Origin of the sequence: Sorangium sp. So ce1335 (assembly GCF_051521615.1) — a bacterium.
Lineage (GTDB): Bacteria > Myxococcota_A > Polyangia > Polyangiales > Polyangiaceae > Sorangium.
The window spans coordinates 3,521,510-3,539,571 of record NZ_CP150363.1 but is presented as its reverse complement, the minus strand read 5'-3'; the positions used below and the strand labels follow the sequence as shown (position 1 = coordinate 3,539,571).

Annotated in this window: 10 protein-coding genes; 1 reads left to right on the top strand and 9 read right to left on the bottom strand. The window is 72.9% G+C overall.

Annotated features, from left to right (window positions below):
- Window positions 1-328 precede the first annotated feature (328 nt).
- On the bottom strand, window positions 329-604 hold the full coding sequence (locus WMF24_RS13260) for a hypothetical protein (protein ID WP_437736751.1): 276 nt from the start codon (window positions 602-604) through the stop codon (window positions 329-331).
- A complete protein-coding gene (locus WMF24_RS13255) occupies window positions 601-1,182 on the bottom strand; it encodes a hypothetical protein (RefSeq protein WP_437736750.1) in 582 nt (193 codons plus the stop codon). Before WMF24_RS13255 ends, WMF24_RS13260 begins: the two co-directional genes overlap by 4 nt.
- A 472-nt stretch (window positions 1,183-1,654) precedes the next feature.
- Between WMF24_RS13255 and WMF24_RS13250 the strand changes: the two genes are divergently transcribed.
- Window positions 1,655-3,835 (top strand): prolyl oligopeptidase family serine peptidase, encoded by a 2,181-nt coding sequence (locus WMF24_RS13250; protein ID WP_437736749.1) that lies wholly within the window; start codon window positions 1,655-1,657, stop codon window positions 3,833-3,835.
- Window positions 3,836-3,876: 41 nt separating this feature from the next.
- Here the strand turns inward: WMF24_RS13250 and WMF24_RS13245 are convergent, their stop codons facing one another.
- From WMF24_RS13245 to WMF24_RS13215, 7 genes are all read right to left on the bottom strand, one after another.
- Window positions 3,877-5,055, bottom strand: coding sequence for a cytochrome P450 (locus tag WMF24_RS13245; RefSeq protein ID WP_437736748.1), 1,179 nt, complete (start codon window positions 5,053-5,055; stop codon window positions 3,877-3,879).
- Window positions 5,056-5,086: 31 nt separating this feature from the next.
- Window positions 5,087-5,878 carry a hypothetical protein gene (locus WMF24_RS13240; RefSeq protein ID WP_437736747.1) on the bottom strand — a complete coding sequence of 264 codons (792 nt, stop codon included), beginning with the start codon at window positions 5,876-5,878 and terminating at the stop codon, window positions 5,087-5,089.
- A complete protein-coding gene (locus WMF24_RS13235; RefSeq protein WP_437736746.1) occupies window positions 5,875-9,771 on the bottom strand; it encodes a DUF2169 domain-containing protein in 3,897 nt (1,298 codons plus the stop codon). The genes WMF24_RS13240 and WMF24_RS13235 overlap by 4 nt, the downstream gene beginning before the upstream one ends.
- 638 nt (window positions 9,772-10,409) lie before the next feature.
- Window positions 10,410-12,611, bottom strand: coding sequence for a glycoside hydrolase family 3 N-terminal domain-containing protein (locus tag WMF24_RS13230; protein WP_437736745.1), 2,202 nt, complete (start codon window positions 12,609-12,611; stop codon window positions 10,410-10,412).
- Window positions 12,612-12,680: 69 nt separating this feature from the next.
- A complete protein-coding gene (locus tag WMF24_RS13225) occupies window positions 12,681-16,814 on the bottom strand; it encodes a TOMM system kinase/cyclase fusion protein (RefSeq protein ID WP_437736744.1) in 4,134 nt (1,377 codons plus the stop codon).
- Between the two features lie 88 nt (window positions 16,815-16,902).
- Window positions 16,903-17,703 (bottom strand): matrixin family metalloprotease, encoded by an 801-nt coding sequence (locus tag WMF24_RS13220; protein WP_437736743.1) that lies wholly within the window; start codon window positions 17,701-17,703, stop codon window positions 16,903-16,905.
- Window positions 17,658-18,056 (bottom strand): hypothetical protein, encoded by a 399-nt coding sequence (locus tag WMF24_RS13215; protein WP_437736742.1) that lies wholly within the window; start codon window positions 18,054-18,056, stop codon window positions 17,658-17,660. The genes WMF24_RS13220 and WMF24_RS13215 overlap by 46 nt, the downstream gene beginning before the upstream one ends.
- Between the last annotated feature and the right edge of the window lie 6 nt (window positions 18,057-18,062).

Here is an 18,062-nt window from a genome sequence, read left to right as displayed (position 1 = left end):
CGCCCGCAGCGCGCTCCACAGCACGTCGCGGCCCGCCTGAGCACGTTCTGAGCACGTTCTGAGCACGTTCCGTTCCAGCCCGATTTTCCCCGCGCGCTCGGCGCGCCAGGCGGCGCGCGTGTTGCACTGGCAGCAACCTGCTGGCGCTGTGCTGCTGGCGAGGCAGTCCGCGCGCTCTACAACGACAACCGGGTTGAAACCGCTCGAAAGAGCAGAAAGACGAACCGCCAAGACACCAAAGACGCCAAGATCTCGTTCTCTTCTTGGCGTTCTTGGCGTCCTTGGCGGTTCATTTCTCGCTCGATCAACGAGATCGCTGTCCAGCGCGTCACGACGCCGGATCCGCGGGCGGAGGCTGCGCGGGTCGCCTCGAGCGGAGCCGGTCGCTCGCCGCGAGCACGCCCGCCGCGAGCGCGAGGATCGGCGCGACGACCACGGCGCTGAACCACGCGATCGCATACGCGACGCCGAGCGAGGGGTCGCCCCCGCTGCCGGGCGGGGCCGTGCCGCTCAGCACGGAGACGTGCTCGCGCAGGCCGAGCAGGTGACACGCGATGAAGGCCGACGCGAGCAGCGCGGCGCCGAGGGCGAGCAGGCGGATCACGGGGCACCTCCCGCCGCGGCGATCCGCTGCCAGAGCGGGCCGAAGCTCAGCGCGTGCAGCAGCGCCGCGTCGCCGACCTGGTTGCTCGCGGCGTAGCGCAAGAGGCTGCGGGCGGGCTGCTGCACGAACGGCCTCCCGGTGGCGTAGGGCATCAGGAAGTGCAGCATCCCGCGCTCGCGCTCCAGCGCGAGGGTCTCGTCGATGATCCGGTCCATCACCGCGAGGTGCCGCGCCTCGGCCCCCGGATCGCGCAGCGCGGCGTTGGCGAGCCCGAGGACGAGGAAGGTCCGGCCCATGAAGTCCCACTCCGCGTTCGTGGCCCGCATCCGCGCGAGCGTCGCGTCCCTCGCGGCCGTGTCCTCCCACAGGGAGAGCTGATGCGCGAGCAGCGCCCGGCCGCGCGGCAAGAGCGCGCCCGAGGGGCGGTGCTCGACGGGCTCGCGCCGGAAGAAGAGGTGGAGGCAGGAAAGCCAGACGGCCGCGGCGACCAGCACGGAAAGCGCGACGTCCCCGAGCCGGCGAAGGCGGCGTGCAGACCGAGGGCGGAGCGCGGCGCCGGTGGAAGAGAGGCCGGTCATGGGAGGCAGCATGGTACGGCGCCGTGGCCGGGCAGCGTACGAGTTGTGGCTTTTTCGAGGAAACCTCCAGAATTCCTCGCCGGATCGCCCATTCCGGCCATGGCGACGCCCGCGGCCGCGGCGGGCATCGCTCGCGCCCTCACGGGCGCGGACCAAGAGATCCCCTGCCCGGGTGCCCACTCTCAGCATGGAGACTGACAGAGAGGCCATGAGACGGGGTGTTCTCCAGAGATCTTGCTCCTCGCCCGTCTGACGGGCCGATCACGGGATGTATCGATTGACCATGTCGTCCGGGTCAGGCCGCGTTTCCACGCCGGAGCCACTGGCCTCCTCGACTCCACACGATGTCGGGAGATCGCTGTCGCCGGCGTGGTAGGTTCGCAGCGCGGGAAGACACACACCCTCTTGATAGGGAGATCATCCATCTATGTATCTACGGACACCGAGGGCGGGTATCGCTGCCTGGGTCATCGTGTCGGCCATCGCGAGCGGCGCGCTCGCCGCGTGCGGCGACGACGGCGCGCAGGCATCGGGCTCGGCGGCCACAGGGACCGGCGGAGATGGCAGCGGCGGAGACGGCGGGACCGGCGGAAACAGCGGGACCGGCGGAGGCGGCGGCTCCACGGGCGTGGGCGGCGAAGATCCTTATGCGTGGCTGGAGGAGGCGACCTCGGAGGAGGCGCTCGAGTGGGTGAGGCAGGCGAACCAGGCGACGCTCGACGCGCTCACCGTGGGAGAGCCGTTCACGTCGCTCTACGAAGATCACTACCGCGAGAGGACGAAGGAGCCGCCGCTCCGCTGCATTCCCCAGCCGGACGGCTTCGTCTACCAGTTCAAGCAGGACGCGACGAACCCGCGCGGGGTGTGGCGCCGGACGCCGGCGGAGGCGTGCCTGGCCGGCGATCCCGCGTGGGACGTCCTGCTCGACGTCGACCGGGTCGCGGCCGAGGAGGACGAGGACTGGGTCTACGCGGGATCGGATTGCTATCACGATGACACCGACATGTGCCTGATCTCGCTCTCGCGGGGCGGCAAGGACGCCACCGTGATCCGCGAGTTCGACAAGGCGACGAAGACGTTCGTCGCGGACGGGTTCACCCTCCCCGAGGCGAAGTCGGAGGTCGCGTGGAGCGACGGGGACACCCTCCTCATCGCGCACGGCACCGACGAGGAGTCGCTCACGACCTCGGGCTACCCACGGCAGGTGAAGGTCTGGCGCCGGGGCACCCCGCTCTCCGAGGCGAAGCTCGTCTTCGAGGCGGGGAAGGAGACCGTGTACGCCACCGGCGTGACCCTGCACGACGTCGACGGGTCGAGCCTCCGGATCATCACGAATCACATCGACTTCTTTCACGCCGACAACTACGTGCTCGGGGACGACGATGTGCCGGTGAAGATCGAGGTGCCCCGGGACGCCACGGTCCAGGATCTCTTCCAGGGCAAGCTGCTGGTCCGGCTCGCGTCGGACTGGACCGTCTCCGGCACGACGCTGAAGGCCGGCGCGCTGGCCGCCGTCTCGCCGGGCGACGCCCAGGCGACCGCGGAGCTCGTGTACGCGCCCGACGAGCGGAGCGCCTTCGTCGGGCTCGCGAAGTCCAGGGAGGGCATCCTCGTCACCCAGCTCCGCGACGTCGCCTCCGAGCTCCTCTCGCTCACGTACGCGGACGACGCGTGGACCTCGACGCCGATCCCGATCCCGCCGCTCGGGACCGCCCAGGTCACCGCGGATCCACGCATGGACGACGCCTATGTCACGTTCCGGAGCTTCCTTCAGCCGACCACGGTGTACCAGGTGCGGCCCGAAGGCGACGCGTACGCCGTGACGGAGCTCAGCGCGTATCCCCCGCTGTTCGACGCGTCGCCGTTCGAGGTCTCGCAGGAGACCGCGACGAGCAAGGACGGCACCGAGGTCCCCTATTTCCTCGTCAAGCCCACGGCGGCGGCGGCCGACGGCAAGAATCCCACGCTCCTCTACGGCTATGGCGGGTTCGAGGACGCGCGGTCGCCCTCCTACCTGGGGCTCACGGGCAAGCACTGGCTCGAGAAGGGCGGCGTCTACGTGCTCGCCAACATCCGCGGCGGCGGGGAGTTCGGCCCGGCGTGGCACAAGGCCGCGATCCTCGAGAACAAGCAGCGCTCGTACGACGACTTCATCGCCATCGCCGAGGACCTGATCGCGAAGGGCATCACCTCCCCCGAGCACCTGGCGATCCAGGGCGGGAGCAACGGCGGCCTCCTCGTCGGCGCCGTCTCGATGCAGCGGCCCGATCTCTTCGGCGCCGTCTCGTGCCAGGTCCCGCTGCTCGACATGATGCGCTATCACGAGATCGGCGCAGGGGCGAGCTGGATGGGCGAATACGGCAACCCCGAAGATCCCGAGATGGCCGAGATCATCCGGGCTTACTCGCCGTACCACAACATCCAGGCCGGCGTGGACTACCCGCCGATCCTGTTCACCACGACCACCACCGACGATCGCGTCCACCCCGCGCACGCGCGCAAGATGGCCGCGCGCCTGAAGGAGATGAACATCCCCTTCTACTTCTACGAGGGTGAGAAGGGCGGGCACGCGGGCTCCGCCGATCCCGAGACCTATGCGTTCCTCCAGGCGCTGAACACGACGTACCTCTACCGCGTCTTCGAGCGCCCGTAGCGAAGCGCCCCCCCGGACGCCTCGAGACGGGACTCGGGGCGTCAGGACGGGCCGAACAGGACGTGGATCGCGTCGGGGTTGCGGAACGCGAAGCCCTTGATCTCCGGCGCCGGCGCGTCCGGGTCGAGCCGCAGGTCGGGCAGCCTGTCGAGGATGGCGTCGAGCCCGACGCGCATCTCGAGGCGCGCGAGGTGCACGCCGAGGCAGGTGTGCGGGCCGGCGCCGAACGCGAGGTGCGGCCGGGGCGGCCGGTCGAGGCGGAAGGCGTCGGCCGCCTCGTAGCGGGCCTCGTCGCGGCCGGCCGAGCCCGTGAGGACGTTGAGCACCGCGCCGGCCGGGATGGGGCACCCCGCGATCTCGGTGTCCCGCGTGGCGACGCGCGAGACGAGGGTGACGCTCGTCTCCCAGCGCAGCGTCTCCTCGACGACGGCGGGGATCAGCGACCGGTCGGCGACCACCTGCGCCAGCATGGCCGGTCGGGTGAGCAGGGCGACGAGCGCGTTGCCCAGCGCCCGGAACGTCGTCTCCGCGCCGGCCGGCAGCAGCAGCAGGAGAAAGCCGTAGATCCTCTCCTCGGTGAGCCGCTGGCCGTCGATCTCGGCGGCCAGGAGCTCGCTGATCAGATCGCCCGCGGGCTCGCGCCGGCGCGCCTCGATGATGCCGGCGAGGTAGCCCCGCATCGCCCGCGACGACGCGACGCCCAGCGGCGGGTTCAGCGCGCCCTGCACGATCTCGTCCGACCAGCGCGCGAACTGCGCCTGATCGTGGAGCGGCACGCCGATGATCCCGCAGATGACCTGGACAGGGTACTTCAGGACGACATCGCGCAGGAGATCGGCGCGCCCGGCCGGCGCGATGCCGTCGAGGAGCGCGTGAATCGTGGGCCGCACGAGCGCCTCGTCCCACCGCTCGAGCACGGAGGCGCGGAACGCGTGCGCCACGAGGCTCCGGTACCGGCGGTGCTCCCCGCCGTCCATGCCCAGCATGGACTCGCCCATGTACTTGCCGACGACCTCGTTGTTGATCGCGCTCGAGAACGTCTCGGGGTCGCGCAGCACCCGCTCGGCGTCCTCGTGACGGGACACGACGAAGGTGGGCGCGGGGTTGATCGACGTGGCATCGAAGCGCAGGACAGGGCACGCCGCCCTGGCCTTCGCCCACAGCGGGTGCGGCTGCGCGACAGAGAAATCGAGCACGGAGGAAGGCTTGCTGTCGTCCATCGCGAGACGCTATCGACCCGCAGGCGGCCGATCAACGGGCGGCGGATGAACGTGTGGCCGCGCGAAAGAGCCGCGTCGTTATCGCGCGGGTCATGGCGAGGAGGTTATGGCGCGTGAAGCGGTACCAGAAGCCGACGTAGCAGCCGTTCGTGCGGAAATCGGGGTTGACCGCGGCGTAGCGCCTGGCGGCCGGGCGGTCGAAGTAGCGCGGCGGATAGCGGCGCAGCGTGTCCTCGGTCATGAAGATGTCGACGGAGAAGAGGCCCGTCTCCTCGTCGACGCGGAAGTCGCTCTCCGCGGCGAGCGCGAGGAACGCCGCGCGCACCGCCTCGTCCTCCTCCCCTCCCCTGCGCCCCGGGTCGAAGAGCTCGTATTTCGCGAGCGCCTCGGTGATCGAGACGAACCCGAACAGGCTGGCAATCGAGAGCCGGTAGAGGCGGGTCCGCGGCGCGCGGCGCTTCGTGTCGAGCAAGAACACGAGGCCGGAGACGAGGTGCAGCCCGCGGGTGCGGAGCTCGGGCGCTATCCGCAGCTTCCCGCCCACGATGGCCAGGCTGCGGGGCAGGGCCAGGGGCGCCGTCTTCCAGAACTGGAAGCCGGCGATCGCGCCCGTGTCGGCGCGGCGGAAGACGTGGACGACATCGTTCGTCTGGGCGTGGACGCGGAAATGGTCGAAGTCCTCGGCCATCAGCGCGTTCGAGAGGGCGTGGAGCTCGCGCAGGCGCTCGTCGGTGAAGTCGCGCCGGCGGAGGACCTCGAGGCGCACGCCGGGGCGCAGCGGGGAGAGGCGGAGCAGGAGGTTCAGCGCGGTGGTCCCGCTCATCGCTCCTCCAGCTTGGTCCCCGCCGTGAAGGCGTCCTCGAGGTGGGTGTCGGCGGCGCGCGCCTTCCAGGTCTCCGCCTGATACAGGTTGGCGCCGCGCAGGTCGGCGCCCTCGAGATCGGCGCCGTCGAAGGCGGCGCGCATCAGGTTCGCCTGGCGAAGGCGCGCGCCCCGGAGCCGCGCCTTGCGGAAGCGGGCGTCGACGAGGTCGGCGCCCTCGAAGGTGGCCCCGTCGAGCGTCGCCCGGGTGAAGCTCGCCTCCGGGAGCGCCGCGCCCGCGAAGACGCCCTCGGTGAGGTCTGCGCCCTCCCACACCGAGCCCGGGCCCCGCGCGCCGCGGAACGAGCCGCTCCGGAGCACGACGTCGTCGGCGCGGAGGTCGGCGAGCGAGGCCCCGTCCAGGGTGACGCGAGCTCCCGTGGCACCGTAAATTTTCACATCGTCGAGCGTGGCGTCACGGAAGCTCGCCTCGTCGAGCGCGGCCTGCATCATCTCGGCGCCGGTGAGGTCCGCGCGATCGAAGCTGGCGCCCGTGAGCGTGGCCCCCGCGAAGCTGGCGCCGGGCGCCCGCGCGCCCTCGAACACGGCGCCCTCGCAGCGCGCCGCCCCGGCGGCCGCGAGCTCCAGGATGGCGCCGGCGAAGCGCGCGGCCTTGACGCTGGCGCCGGTGAGGTCGGCCCGGGTGAGGTCGGCGCCCTCGAAGCGCGCGCCCTCGGCGTCGGCCTCGGCGAGCACCGCCTCGACGAGCCGCGCGCCGTCGAGGCGGGCGCCCCGGAGGTTCGCCCGCTTCAGGAGGACGCCGCCGAGGTCGGCCCCGGAGAGGTCCGCGCCGGACAGGTCGATGCCGGTCAGGTCCACGCCGGCGAGCGGCTCGCCGAGGCGAAGGAGCTCGAGGATCGCGTCGCGGCCGGCGGGCGGCGGCGCCTCGACGGGATCGCCGGGCGCGGCTTCCGCCGCGGGGGACTCCGCGGCGGCCGCCCCCGCCGCCGCGCCGCTGCCGGCCGCCGTGCGCCGGCGCGCGCGCGCCCGGGCGAGCGCCTCGGCGATGCGCGCGTCGAGGGCCGATTCGCCCTCCTCGGCCGTCGTGTCGTTCGCCGCCCCCTCCTCGCCCGCCGCCGGCGCCTCGGCCGCCTCGCGCGCCGACAGCTCCGCGAAGAAGCGCGCCCGCGCGTCGCGCTTCGCCATCGGCTCGCGCTTCGCCCCGCCCGCCGCCATCGGCTCGCTCAGGACGAACAGCGACGCGATCTCGGAAGCGTCCTCGTCCGCGACGTCCAGCAGGCCGCGCCAGACGAGCACGAGCCGGAGCGCGTCGGCGTCGAACCACACGGTGTCGAGCCGCATCGGCACCTCGGAGAACCCGCCGCCGGCCTTCTCCGTGGCCTGCTTGAACACGCGCACGCGCAGCTCGGGAAGCCGCCCCCGGACGACCTCCCCCTCCGGGCGCACGGACCAGAGCTCGAACGCCTCGTCCCCGCGCGGATAGGCGATCTGCTGCTCCGCGGGCGCGGCGTTGAAGAACGTCCAGTCGAAGTCGTCAGGGAAGAACGGCCAGCGCGTCTTCCGCCAGCGCTCGCCGTAGGACCCGATCTTCCTGAGACGATCGCCCCACGTCGCCGCGATCGGGGCGAAGCACGCCGGAGGGGGCCTGTCGCCCGCCGAGCGGATGAGCCGGTCGGGCAGCTCGAGCGACGGGAGCGCGCCGCCGGCCCGCGCGCCGTGCCCGGTCCCCACGGGGTTCGCGCCGAACCCGGCGCCCCCGAACGCGTTCTCGAAGCGGAGCGGGATGCGATCCCACGGCCCGGGCGCGGTGGGCGCGCCGAGCGCGTCCCAGCGGCGCGGGCCGATGGCCGCGACGGCGCGATCGAGCGCGTCGCCGAGGCGCAGCCGGACGAGCGCCGCGGCGTCGCCGGCGCCGGCGCTGTGCGCGTGCCCGACGAGCAGGACGTCGGCCTTCGGCTTGAAGATCGCGAAATCGGACGGGTAGCGGAGGCTCTTGCCGGGGTCGTCGTCGACGTGGACGTCGCCGCCGGGGAGCTCCTGGTCGGCCGCGATCGCCGCGGGCGCCCCGGGAACGAGGTCGAAGGTGCCCTTGACGACGACGGTGAGCGAGTCCCTCGGCGGCCGGGCCTGCCAGGGGATGGTGAAGGCGGCGAACGGGGTGAGGTTCAGGATCGGGACGTGCTCGGTGGTCCTGGCGGGCGGCGGCAGGTCGGGCGAGCCGGCGAGATCCTCGCCTGTCGGCGTCGACGGCTCCGGCTCGGGCAGCGGGAGCGTGGCCGTCGGCAGCGGCGCGCCGGCGTGCGCCGCGATGTGCGCGGCCATGGCGGGGAAGGCCTGCCGCAGCGCCTCCAGCGAGACCTCGGCCGGGGCCCGCGCGGCCTCGGCCTGCTCCGCGGGCCGCGCCGGCGCGAGCGGGAACGGCGCGTCCTCCTGGCGCGCGCCGCGCAGCACGTCCTGGAGGTTGAACTCGCGCGTGCTCGCGAGCACCGGCGGCTGCCCGGACCCCTGCGGCGCCGGCGCGCCCGCGCCTCCGGCCGCCTCCGCCGCCCGGGGGCCCTCCCCCGAGGGCGCGCCCGCGCCTCCGGCCGCCTCCGCCGCCCGGGGCGCCGCCGCGGGGGCCTCGGGGGCGGCGGCGCCGGGCGGCGCCGGGTCGAACGCCTCGAGCGCCTCGGCGAAGGCCGCGGGGTCGAGCGGGCGCGTCTGCGTCAGATCGAACGGCGGGCGCGCCGGCTCCGCGCCCGCGCCGCGCGCGGCCCACTCCTCGGCGCTCATGCCGCGGGCGACCGACGGATCCGGCTCGGGGATCGGGAGCGACGGCCGCGCGCCAGCAGGCGGCCTCGCCCCCTCCGGCAGCGGCGCCGTCGTCGCGCCCACCGGCGGCGCCGGCGCGACGGCGGGCACGGGCGCAGGCCACGCAACGCGCTCGCCGGGGGGCGCCAGCGCCACGAGGATGCCGCCGCGCTCGACGACCTCCAGGGCGCGCTCGGCGACGGCCAGGGACGCGCGCCATGTCAGGGTGCACCGGAGCGCGTCGGCGTCGATCCAGAGCGTGTCGCAGCGCACGGTGAGCTCGACGCCGGCAGGGTCGACGAGCGGCGGCGCGCGGAGGAGCACGCGCGCCGTCAGGCCGGGCAGGCGAGAGCGCACCTGGGCGGCCGTGGGGTGGAGGCCCTCGAGCAGGATCCACTCGTCCCCGCGCAGGTAGGGGATCTGCTGGTCGCGCGGTGCCGCGTTGAAGTAGCCCCAGTCCATGGCGATCGGGAGCTCCGGCACGGGCAAGAGGAGCTTCGCTGGATCCCACGCGGCGAGCGCGCGCCGGCGCTCGGGCCACGCGCTCGAGAGGGGCCCGAAGCCGTCGGGGGTGTCCGGCGCGGCGGGGTTGACGATGCTCGGCAGCCGGAGGTCCGCGGGGTCGGCGCCCCTGCCGACGGGGTTCTCGGGGCAGCGGGCGCCGCCGAAGGCGAGCTCGTAGCGCACGGGCAGCCGGGAGAACGGGGCCGGCGCCGTCGCCTGGCCGGTCCCTGGATCGCGCTGCCGCTCGCCCACGACCTGGAGCCGCTTGTCGACAGCGGGCACCTGCGCGCGCGAGTCAAAGACGGCGAGGCGCACCCACCGGTGGCTCACGCGCTGGCCGGGCGGGGCGTACGCGCTTCCGGTGAGCAGGACGTCGGCCCGGGGCTTGTGGGGCACGGCGTCCGAGGCGACATAGAGGCTCCGGCCCGCGTTCTGCTCGTGGAAGACGTCGTGGAAGAGCGGCAGCGGCGCGGCCAGCGCGGCGGTGTCGTCGGGCGTGAGCTGGAAGGTCGCCTTCACGGCGACGGTCACGCAGGGGCCGTTCGCCGTTCGCCAGAGCAACGCCGACGCTGCCAGGGGGGACAGGGAGATGAGCTGCATGGGCGGCGCGCCACCCTAGCCGAGAGCCCCGCCGGATGCGCCATCGTCGGCGACGCGGGGCTGCTCCGAGCTTCGACGCAGGCGGTGGTGCGGAGCGGTGATCATCAGAAGCGATGTTGAACCACCAAGACACTGAGAGAAGAATTTTACAATACCATCGTCCAGATTTTCTGGCGCTGATCTCGCGATGGGAAAGAGAATTTGAACCACAGAGGCACAGAGGGCACAGAGGGAGAGAGAAAGAGCGAGAAATATCTATCTTTCTCTCTTCTCTTCCTCTGTGCCCTCTGTGGTTCATTCTTTTCTGGCGCTGATCCCGCGATGGGAAAGAGAATTTGAACCACAGAGGCACAGAGGGCACAGAGGGAGAGAGAAAGAGCGAGAAATATCTATCTTTCTCTCTTCTCTTCCTCTGTGCCCTCTGTGCCCTCTGTGGTTCATTCTTTTCTGGCGCTGGCCCCGCGATGGGAAAGAGAATTTGAACCACGGAGGCACAGAGGACACAGAGGGAGAGAGAAAGAGCGAGAAATATCTATCTTTCTCTCTTCTCTTCCTCTGTGCCCTCTGTGCCCTCTGTGGTTCATTCTCTCATGCTCAGAGACGAACCTGGGCAACGCAGTAACGACGTCCCCGGCGCGTCACGCCACGGCGAAGCCGGCGCTCAGGAGATCCTGCGGACGGGACGACGCGCCGATGTGGACGCGGAACTCCCCCGGCTCGACGACGCGGCGCCCCTCGGCGTCGAGCATCGAGAGCTCCGAGGCGGGGACGTCGAAGCGCACCGTGCGCGCCTCGCCGGCGGCGAGGAGCAGGCGGCGGAACGCCTTGAGCTCCTTCACCGCCCACGTGGACGAGGTCACCAGATCCTCGATGTAGAGCTGGGCTATCTCGACGCCGTCGCGCCCGCCCGCGTTGGTGACCGTCACCTCGAAGGAGGCTGTGCCGTCCGGCGCCACGCTGGGCGTCAGCACCTTCAGGTCGGAGTACGCAAAGCGCGTGTAGCTCAGGCCGAAGCCGAAGGCGAACGCCGGCTCCTGCGTCAGATCGGCATAGCGATTCCCGTGCTGGCCGCGGGCCTGGTTGTAGAACACCGGCTGCTGGCCCACGTGGTAAGGGAACGAGATCGTCAGCTTGCCAGAGGGGTTGAGCCGGCCGAAGATCGCCTCGGCCACCGCCCGCCCGCCCATCATCCCCGGGTTGAACGCCTCGACGATCGCCGCCGCGCCCAGCGCCGAGCGCGGAAGGACCAGCGGCTTGCTGTTGACGAGGACCACCGCCGTGGGCACCCCCGTCCGGGCGATCGCGTCCGCGAGGGCCCGCTGCCCGCCCATCAGCTCGAGCGTCGCCGTGCTCTTCGTCTCGCCGATGAGCTCGATCCGATCCCCGACGACGAGGACCACCACGTCGGCGCCCCGCGCCAGCTCGACCGCCGCGGCGATGCCCGACTCGTCCTCGCTGACCACCGAACAGCCCGCGGCGTGGACCACCTCGCACCCCGCGGGCGCGAGCTCCCGTATCCCGTCGAGGATCGTGACGATGCTCGAGCGCGGGTGCTGAGGGCCGTTGCCGCCGCTCATCTGGCCCGAGCCGAGCGACCAGTCGCCGAGCTGGGCGATCGGGTCGTCCGCGTTGGGCCCGATCACCGCGATCCGCCGCAGCGGCCTCGGCGCCGCGCCCTGCCCGGCCCCGTCGCCCGCGAGCGGCAAGAGGCCGTCGTTCTTGAGCAGCACGAGCGACGCCCGCGCGACCTCCAGGTTCAGCTCCCGGTGCGCCGCGCAGCCGATGACCTCCTTGATCCGCCGCTCGTCGCTGTACCCGGGGTCCTCGAAGAGCCCCAGCGAGAACTTGAGCGAGAGGACGCGCCGCACCACCGCGTCGATCTCCGCCTCGCCGAGGAGCCCGCGGCGCACCGCCTCCTGGGCCCCCTCGTAGAACTGCGGGGTCGCCATCATCAGATCATTGCCGCTGCGCACCGCCACCGCGGCCGCCTCGGCCATGTCCTTGCACACCTTCTGGTCGAGCACGAGGTTGCCCACGTTGTTCCAGTCGGTCACGACGATCCCCTGAAAGCCCCACTCCTCCTTGAGCACCTCCGTGAGGAGCCAGCGGTTCGCGGTGGCCGGGATGCCGTCCATCGACTGATATCCCGTCATGAACGCCATGCAGCCGCTCTGCGCGGCCCGCTCGAACGGCGGCAGGAAATACGAGCGCAAATAGCGCCGCGAGATGTTCGCCTCCGAGGCGTCGCGGCCGCCCAGCGTCTCCGAATACCCCGCGTAGTGCTTCGCCGTGGCCAGCACCGCGTCCGGATCGTCGAGGCCCTTGCCCTGATAGCCCCTGACCATCGCGCAGGCGAGCTCGCCGATCACGTAGGGATCCTCGCCGAACGTCTCCCCCACCCTGCCCCAGCGGAGATCGCGCGTGAGGCACAGGACCGGTGAGAACGTCCACTTGAGCCCGGTGGCCCGCATCTCGACGGCGGTCACCCGCGCGACCTTCTCCAGGAGCCCCGGATCCCAGCTGCACGCCATGCCGAGCTGCGTCGGGAAGATCGTGGCGCCCGCCCAGAAGGAATGGCCGTGAATCCCGTCGTCGGCCATCAGCACCGGAATCCCGAGCCGCGTGCCCAGCGCGCGCCGTATCGCCGCGTCCGCGTCCTTGCCGTTGCAGTGGAGCAGGCTGCCCACCTTCATTCGCCCGATCGCGTCCTCGAGATCCCCCTGGGCGTCGAGCTGCATGAGCTGGCCCACCTTCTCGTCCAGCGTCATCCGGCGCAGGAGGTCTTCCACCCGCCTGTCCACGGGCTGCTTTGCATCTCGGTAGAGGGGAGCGTCGTTCATGAGTTCTCCGGTTCGGGACGAGGCGCGCACGATACCAGGTCCCTCCACCGGACGACGACGGATTCCCCCTCACGCGGCGGCGAGCTTGCCCGCCGCGTCGCGCACCATCGCCTCCGCGGCGGCGAGCTCACACCACCCTTGCCCCTCGGGGAACCCGCGGAGCGCGCGCGTCAGCGCGTCGTGGACCTCGCCGTGGCGCCCCTCCCTGTCGAGGAGCCGCGCGAGGTGCAGCGACGCGCGCAGCTCGGGCGACCGCGCGCCCTGGGCCCGCGCGAGCTCGACCGCCTCGCGGTAGCTGCGCTCGGCTGCTCGCTCGTCGCCAAGGCACCGCAGGCAGTCGCCCCTCAGGCGATGGATCTCGGGGACGTAGCGGCGCTCCCTGACCACCCCCGCCGCGGCGAGGCACCGGTCGAGCCGCGCCAGCGCCGCCTCGAAGCGGCCGAGATCCATCTCGGACTCCGCGACGAGCGAGCTCCAGCGAGGGTAGGGCTGCCCCATGCCGGCCGCGCTCATGTCCGCGAGCAGCCGGTTCCCGCCCTCCACGTCCCGCGCGATCCACGCCCGCAAAAGCCCGCCGAGCGTCAGCCACTGCGTCAGGCCGAGGGGCTCCGCGAGCCCGATGAGCCGCCGCGCCGCGCGCCGGACCGCGTCGCGGTCGCGCCGGCCGTGGTGGACCATGGCCGCGTGGACGAGCAGGTGGCACGTGGTGCCCACGTCGTCCAGCGCCCCGGCGGCCGCTTCGGCGCTCCTCAGCCACGCCGCCGACCGCTCCAGGTGGCCCGTCGACCAGCTGACCGCCGCGAGCGCGACCTGGGCGCTCACCGCGAGATCGACGCCGAACACGAGCGCGGCCCCGCGGTGCCGCTCCGGGTCGTACAGCGCGACGGCCCGCCCGAGCGCGGCCTCTGCCTCGCCGTAGCGCGCGGCGACGAGGTGCGAGCGCCCGAGCGCCACGTGCGCCGCGATCGTGTGCTGCGCGTCGCCGGAGCGCTCGCTCAGCGCGGCGTACTGCTGCGCCAGCGCGTACGCCTGCTCGGCGTTTCCCCGCTTCCAGTGGTGGTTGAACCGCGCCCAGAGCATCGCGAGCGCGTGCGACCTGTCGCCGACGCGCTCGATGAGCTCCTGAGCGCGCCGCACCGCCGAGTCGACCTCCTCCGCCGCGAAGCTGCGGATCGACGCGACGGCGGCGATCGTGATCTGGTGGAGGTCGAGCTCCGCCTCGGCGCGCTCGCGCGGCTCATCGAGCGCGCCGAGCCAGGAGATCGTCTGGAAGGCCGCCTCGACCGCCTCCGCGTTCATCGATCGCCCGAGCGCGCGGCGCGCCGCCGCCCGGCCGTACGCGATCGCCTCCCGCATCTGCTCCGCCCGCGCGTGGTGCATCGCGAGGAGCCCCGGCCGCTCCGCGGCGATCTGGGGGAAGCGCTCCTCCAGCGCCCGCGCGACGCGCGCGTGCGCGCGCTGGCGCGCCCGCCTCGGCAGCGACGCGTACGCCGCGTCCCGCAGGAGGACGTGCCGGAAGACGTAGGTCGACTGCCGCGCCCGCCGCCGCAGGAGCAGGATGTCCGCGGCGATGAGCCGGTCGAGATCCTCCCTCACCGCGGCCTCGTCGAGCGCGCTGATCTCGGCCAGCACCTCCCCGCTGAACTCGCGGCCCAGCACCGCGGCGAGCTGCGCCGTCTCGCGCGCGCGCCCCAGCCGATCCAGGCGCGCCATGAGGGACACACGGAGCGGGGTCGGGATCGACACCTCGCCGGACGAGCGCTCGATCGAGGGACCCCGCTCGGCGCGCTCCTCCGCCGACGCGCCCGACTCGATCGCCGCGCGCGTGAGCTCCTCGACGAAGAGCGGCACGCCCTCGGCCTGCTCGATCACCCGCTGGACGGCGCGCGGCGGGAGCTCTTTCCCCGCGGCGATGCCGGCGATCAGCGCCGCGACCTGGGCGCTCTCCAGGGCCGAGAGCTGGATCTGCAGCGTGCCCGCGAGCGGCCACGGCGGCGAGAAGTCGGGCCGCGCCGTCAGCAGCACGCAGACGCGCGCCGCCGCCACCTCGGGCAGGAGCCGCGTCAGGAGCTCGAGCGTCGTCGGGTCCGCCCACTGGAGATCCTCGAGGAGGAACAGCACCGGCCGCCGCTCGGCCATCTCGATCAGCAGCGAGACGAGCGCGCCCAGCGTCAGCTCCTTGCGGCGCTGCGGGGCCAGGTCGAGCGGCGTCGGGTCGTCCCCCGGCGGGATCGGGATGGCGAGCAGCGACGCGAGCAGCGGCATCGTGTCCGCCAGCCGGAAGCCGTAGGCCACGAGCAGCGCCCGCAGCCTGGCGGCCTTCTCCTCGGGCGTGTGGCGCTCGTCGATGTCGGCCACCTGCTCCAGCGCCTCGGTCATGGGCCGGAGCGCGCTGCTGCGGTTCTCGGGCGCGCAGCGGCACTCGATCCAGAAGTGCGCCTCCCCGCGGATCTCGCGGTAAAGCTCCGCGGCGAGGCGGGACTTGCCGATCCCCGGCTGCCCGGTGACGAGCACGCCCTGGCCGAAGCCCTCCCGCACGCGGCGCCAGCGCTGCGTGAGCAGCGCGAGCTCCTGCGTCCGCCCGATCATCGGCAGCGCCGCGACGCGCGGCTCGAGCGCCGAGCGCTCGCGCGCGATGCGGTGGACCTCGACCCGCCCGGCGCCCCCGAGCTCGCGCGCCCCGAGCGCCTCGGTCACGAACCGGTCGCGCAGCAGGCGGCACGTGTCCCCGCTGAGCAGGACCGCGCCCGGCGGCGCGAGCCCGCTCAGGTGCGCCGCGACGCTCGCCGTCGTCCCCGCGAACGGCCCCGGGCCGCCGGCGCTCGCCTCGCCGCCCTCGGGGACGATCACGAGCCCTGTGTGCGCGCCGATCCGGACCTGAGGGCCGAGCCGCCGCCACACCTCCCGCCGCTGGCCCAGCTCGCCGATCGTCGCCGCGATCTCCAGCGCCGCGCGCGACGCGCGCTCGGCGTCGTCCTCGCCCGCGACCGGGTGGCCGAAGCAGAGGAGCACCCGCTCGCCGAGCGCGCCGACGACGGTCCCCTGGAAGCGCCGGGCGACGTCGAAGCACACCTCCTGCTGCGCGCGGAGGAGCTCGTCCCGGTCCTCGACGTCGGCGCCCTCCCGCGCGGCCGCCGACGTCTGCAGCGAGCAGCACACGGCGGTGAGCAGCCGGCGCTCCCCCGCTCCCTCGCTCGAGGGGCGCGCCGGCGAGGGCGGGCCCCCGCGGCGGTCCGCGGCCGTCGCCGCCCGCGGCCCCGGGCACGCCGCGGCGCCGGGCGCCTGCTCCGATCCGCGCAGCCCCCGCGGGAGATCCCTCAGGTCGCACGCCTCGAGCTCCCGCAGCAGGCCCTCGGCGGTCACGTCGCGCTCCTCGACCTTCTTGACGAGCGCGCGCGACAGCAGCCGGCCGACGGGGTGGCGGAGCAGCGCGGCGGGCACGGCGATCGGCTCGGGGTCGAGCTGCCGCGACACGACCTCGGCCACCCGCCGCCCGGAGAAGACCGGCCGCCCCGTCAGGCACTCGAGGAAGACGAGCCCCCAGGCGAAGAGGTCGGCGCGCGGCGTCGCGGTGCCCCCCTGGAGCTGCTCGGGCGCCGCGTACGCCGGCGTCCCGAGGACCTCGTCGTCCCCGGTCAGGTTCGCCTCGCCCGCGGGCCCGACGTCCTCGGCGATCGCGCCGATCCCGAAGTCGAGGACGAGCGCGTTCCGCCGCGCCCCGGTGGGCATGATCATGAGGTTGGACGGCTTCAGGTCCCTGTGCGTGATCCCCTGCGCGTGCGCGGCCGAGAGCGCGTCGAGCACCTGGAGCATGAGGTGGCGCGCCTCCTGCGGCTCGAGCGCCCCCTCCTCGCGCAGCACCTCCCTGAGGTTCTTGCCGGGGACGAACTCGAACACGAGGTAGATCTGCCCGTCGCTCGTCTGCCCTGAGTCGATGAGACCGACGATGTTCGTGTGGTGGAGGCGCGCGCACAGGCGCATCTCCCGCTGGAAGCGCGCGACGCGCTTCGACGCCGACCCCTCGCGGGCGCCGGGCTTCAGGATCTTGATCGCGACCCGCTGGCCGGTCGCGACCTGACGCCCCTGAAAGACGGTGCCGAACCCCCCGGCGCCGATCCTGGACAGGATCTCGTAGCGCCCCTGGAACCCCTGTGACCGGAACGGAGCGTCTCGTTTCGGCCTCTCGTCGCCGCGGCTGCTCATCGCGCTGTCCCGGTGGCTTACGTCAACAGGCCTCGATCGCCAGGGGCGAGCGGCGGAGTTGCCGGCGCCGGGCCGGCGCGGCCGCGCCTCAGGCGACCAGGCGGAAGCTGGAGAGCGGCATGCCGTACACCCGCTGCGCTCCCTGCACGTCGACCTCGGTGATCGCGAGATCGCGGCTGCCCACGCCGCCGCAGTAATAGTGCATCACCGACCGCGGATCGTAGGCCGTGAGGTCGATCGTCTGCGACGTGTCCTCCTGCGGGCACACGGGCGGCGCGCCGCTCCGGATGTGCTCGTGGCGGAAGCCGAGGACGTGGCCCAGCTCGTGCCGGAGCACGCCGACGGCATCGAACCCGAGCGAGGGTGAGAAATAGGAAGGATCGATGAGGACCTGCCGCCTCGACGCCGGCTCGTGCGGGAAGAAGGCCGCGGCGACGAACCTCCCGCCGGCGTTGAAGAGCCGCACCGGGAACACGACCTCCTCGGGGCGGCGGTCGCTCCCGTCGAGCTCGGCGACGTGGCGGAACGAGACGCCGCACGTCGCCTCCCAGTCGCGCGTGGCCGCCAGCATGTTGGCGCGCGCCGTCGCGTACTCGCGCTCGTCCCGGAAGGTCGACCTGAGCACGCAGTACGTGATCACGAATCCGGGAGGCCAGCGCACCAGCTTGCCGTCTTGCAGGATGCCGACGAGCCCCTCTCCGCCGGGGCCGGTAGGCACGTGCGGCGGCTCGACGTTGGCGGCGCGAGGCACGTAGTCGGCGAGCTGCTCGTCGTCGAGCAGGAGATCGCCCTCCGCGACATACATCAGCTTTCCATCGAGCTCGAACGTCGGGAGCCTGGTCTTCAGCTCCTCGGCCTTCTGCGCGATGACCGGATCGACGATGGCCATGACGGGGACTCCTCGGCCCGGAGCGCCCGGGCCCGTGTGGGTGGTTGTCCTGGATCGGATCGCGTCGCGCCGCGGATCACCTCCTGGAGGTGCCGTGGCAGCTCAAGGAAGAGCGCGCGGCTGAGCGGATCGGCACCCTCGGGCGCGGCGCCGCGGGCGAGCGCGTCGACGAGCAGATCCTCGCGCGAGCCGAGCGTGTCTCCCCGCACGAGGTAGTGCGTCCTGCCGTCGAGCTCGACGCGATACCGCTCCTCCACGCGAGGGAAGATCGCGGACCGCTCGAGGAACGTGAGCAGCTCCGGGTGAGCCGCGAGCAGCGCGGGCCGCGGCTCATCCAGCCCGATCGACTCCATGTCGCC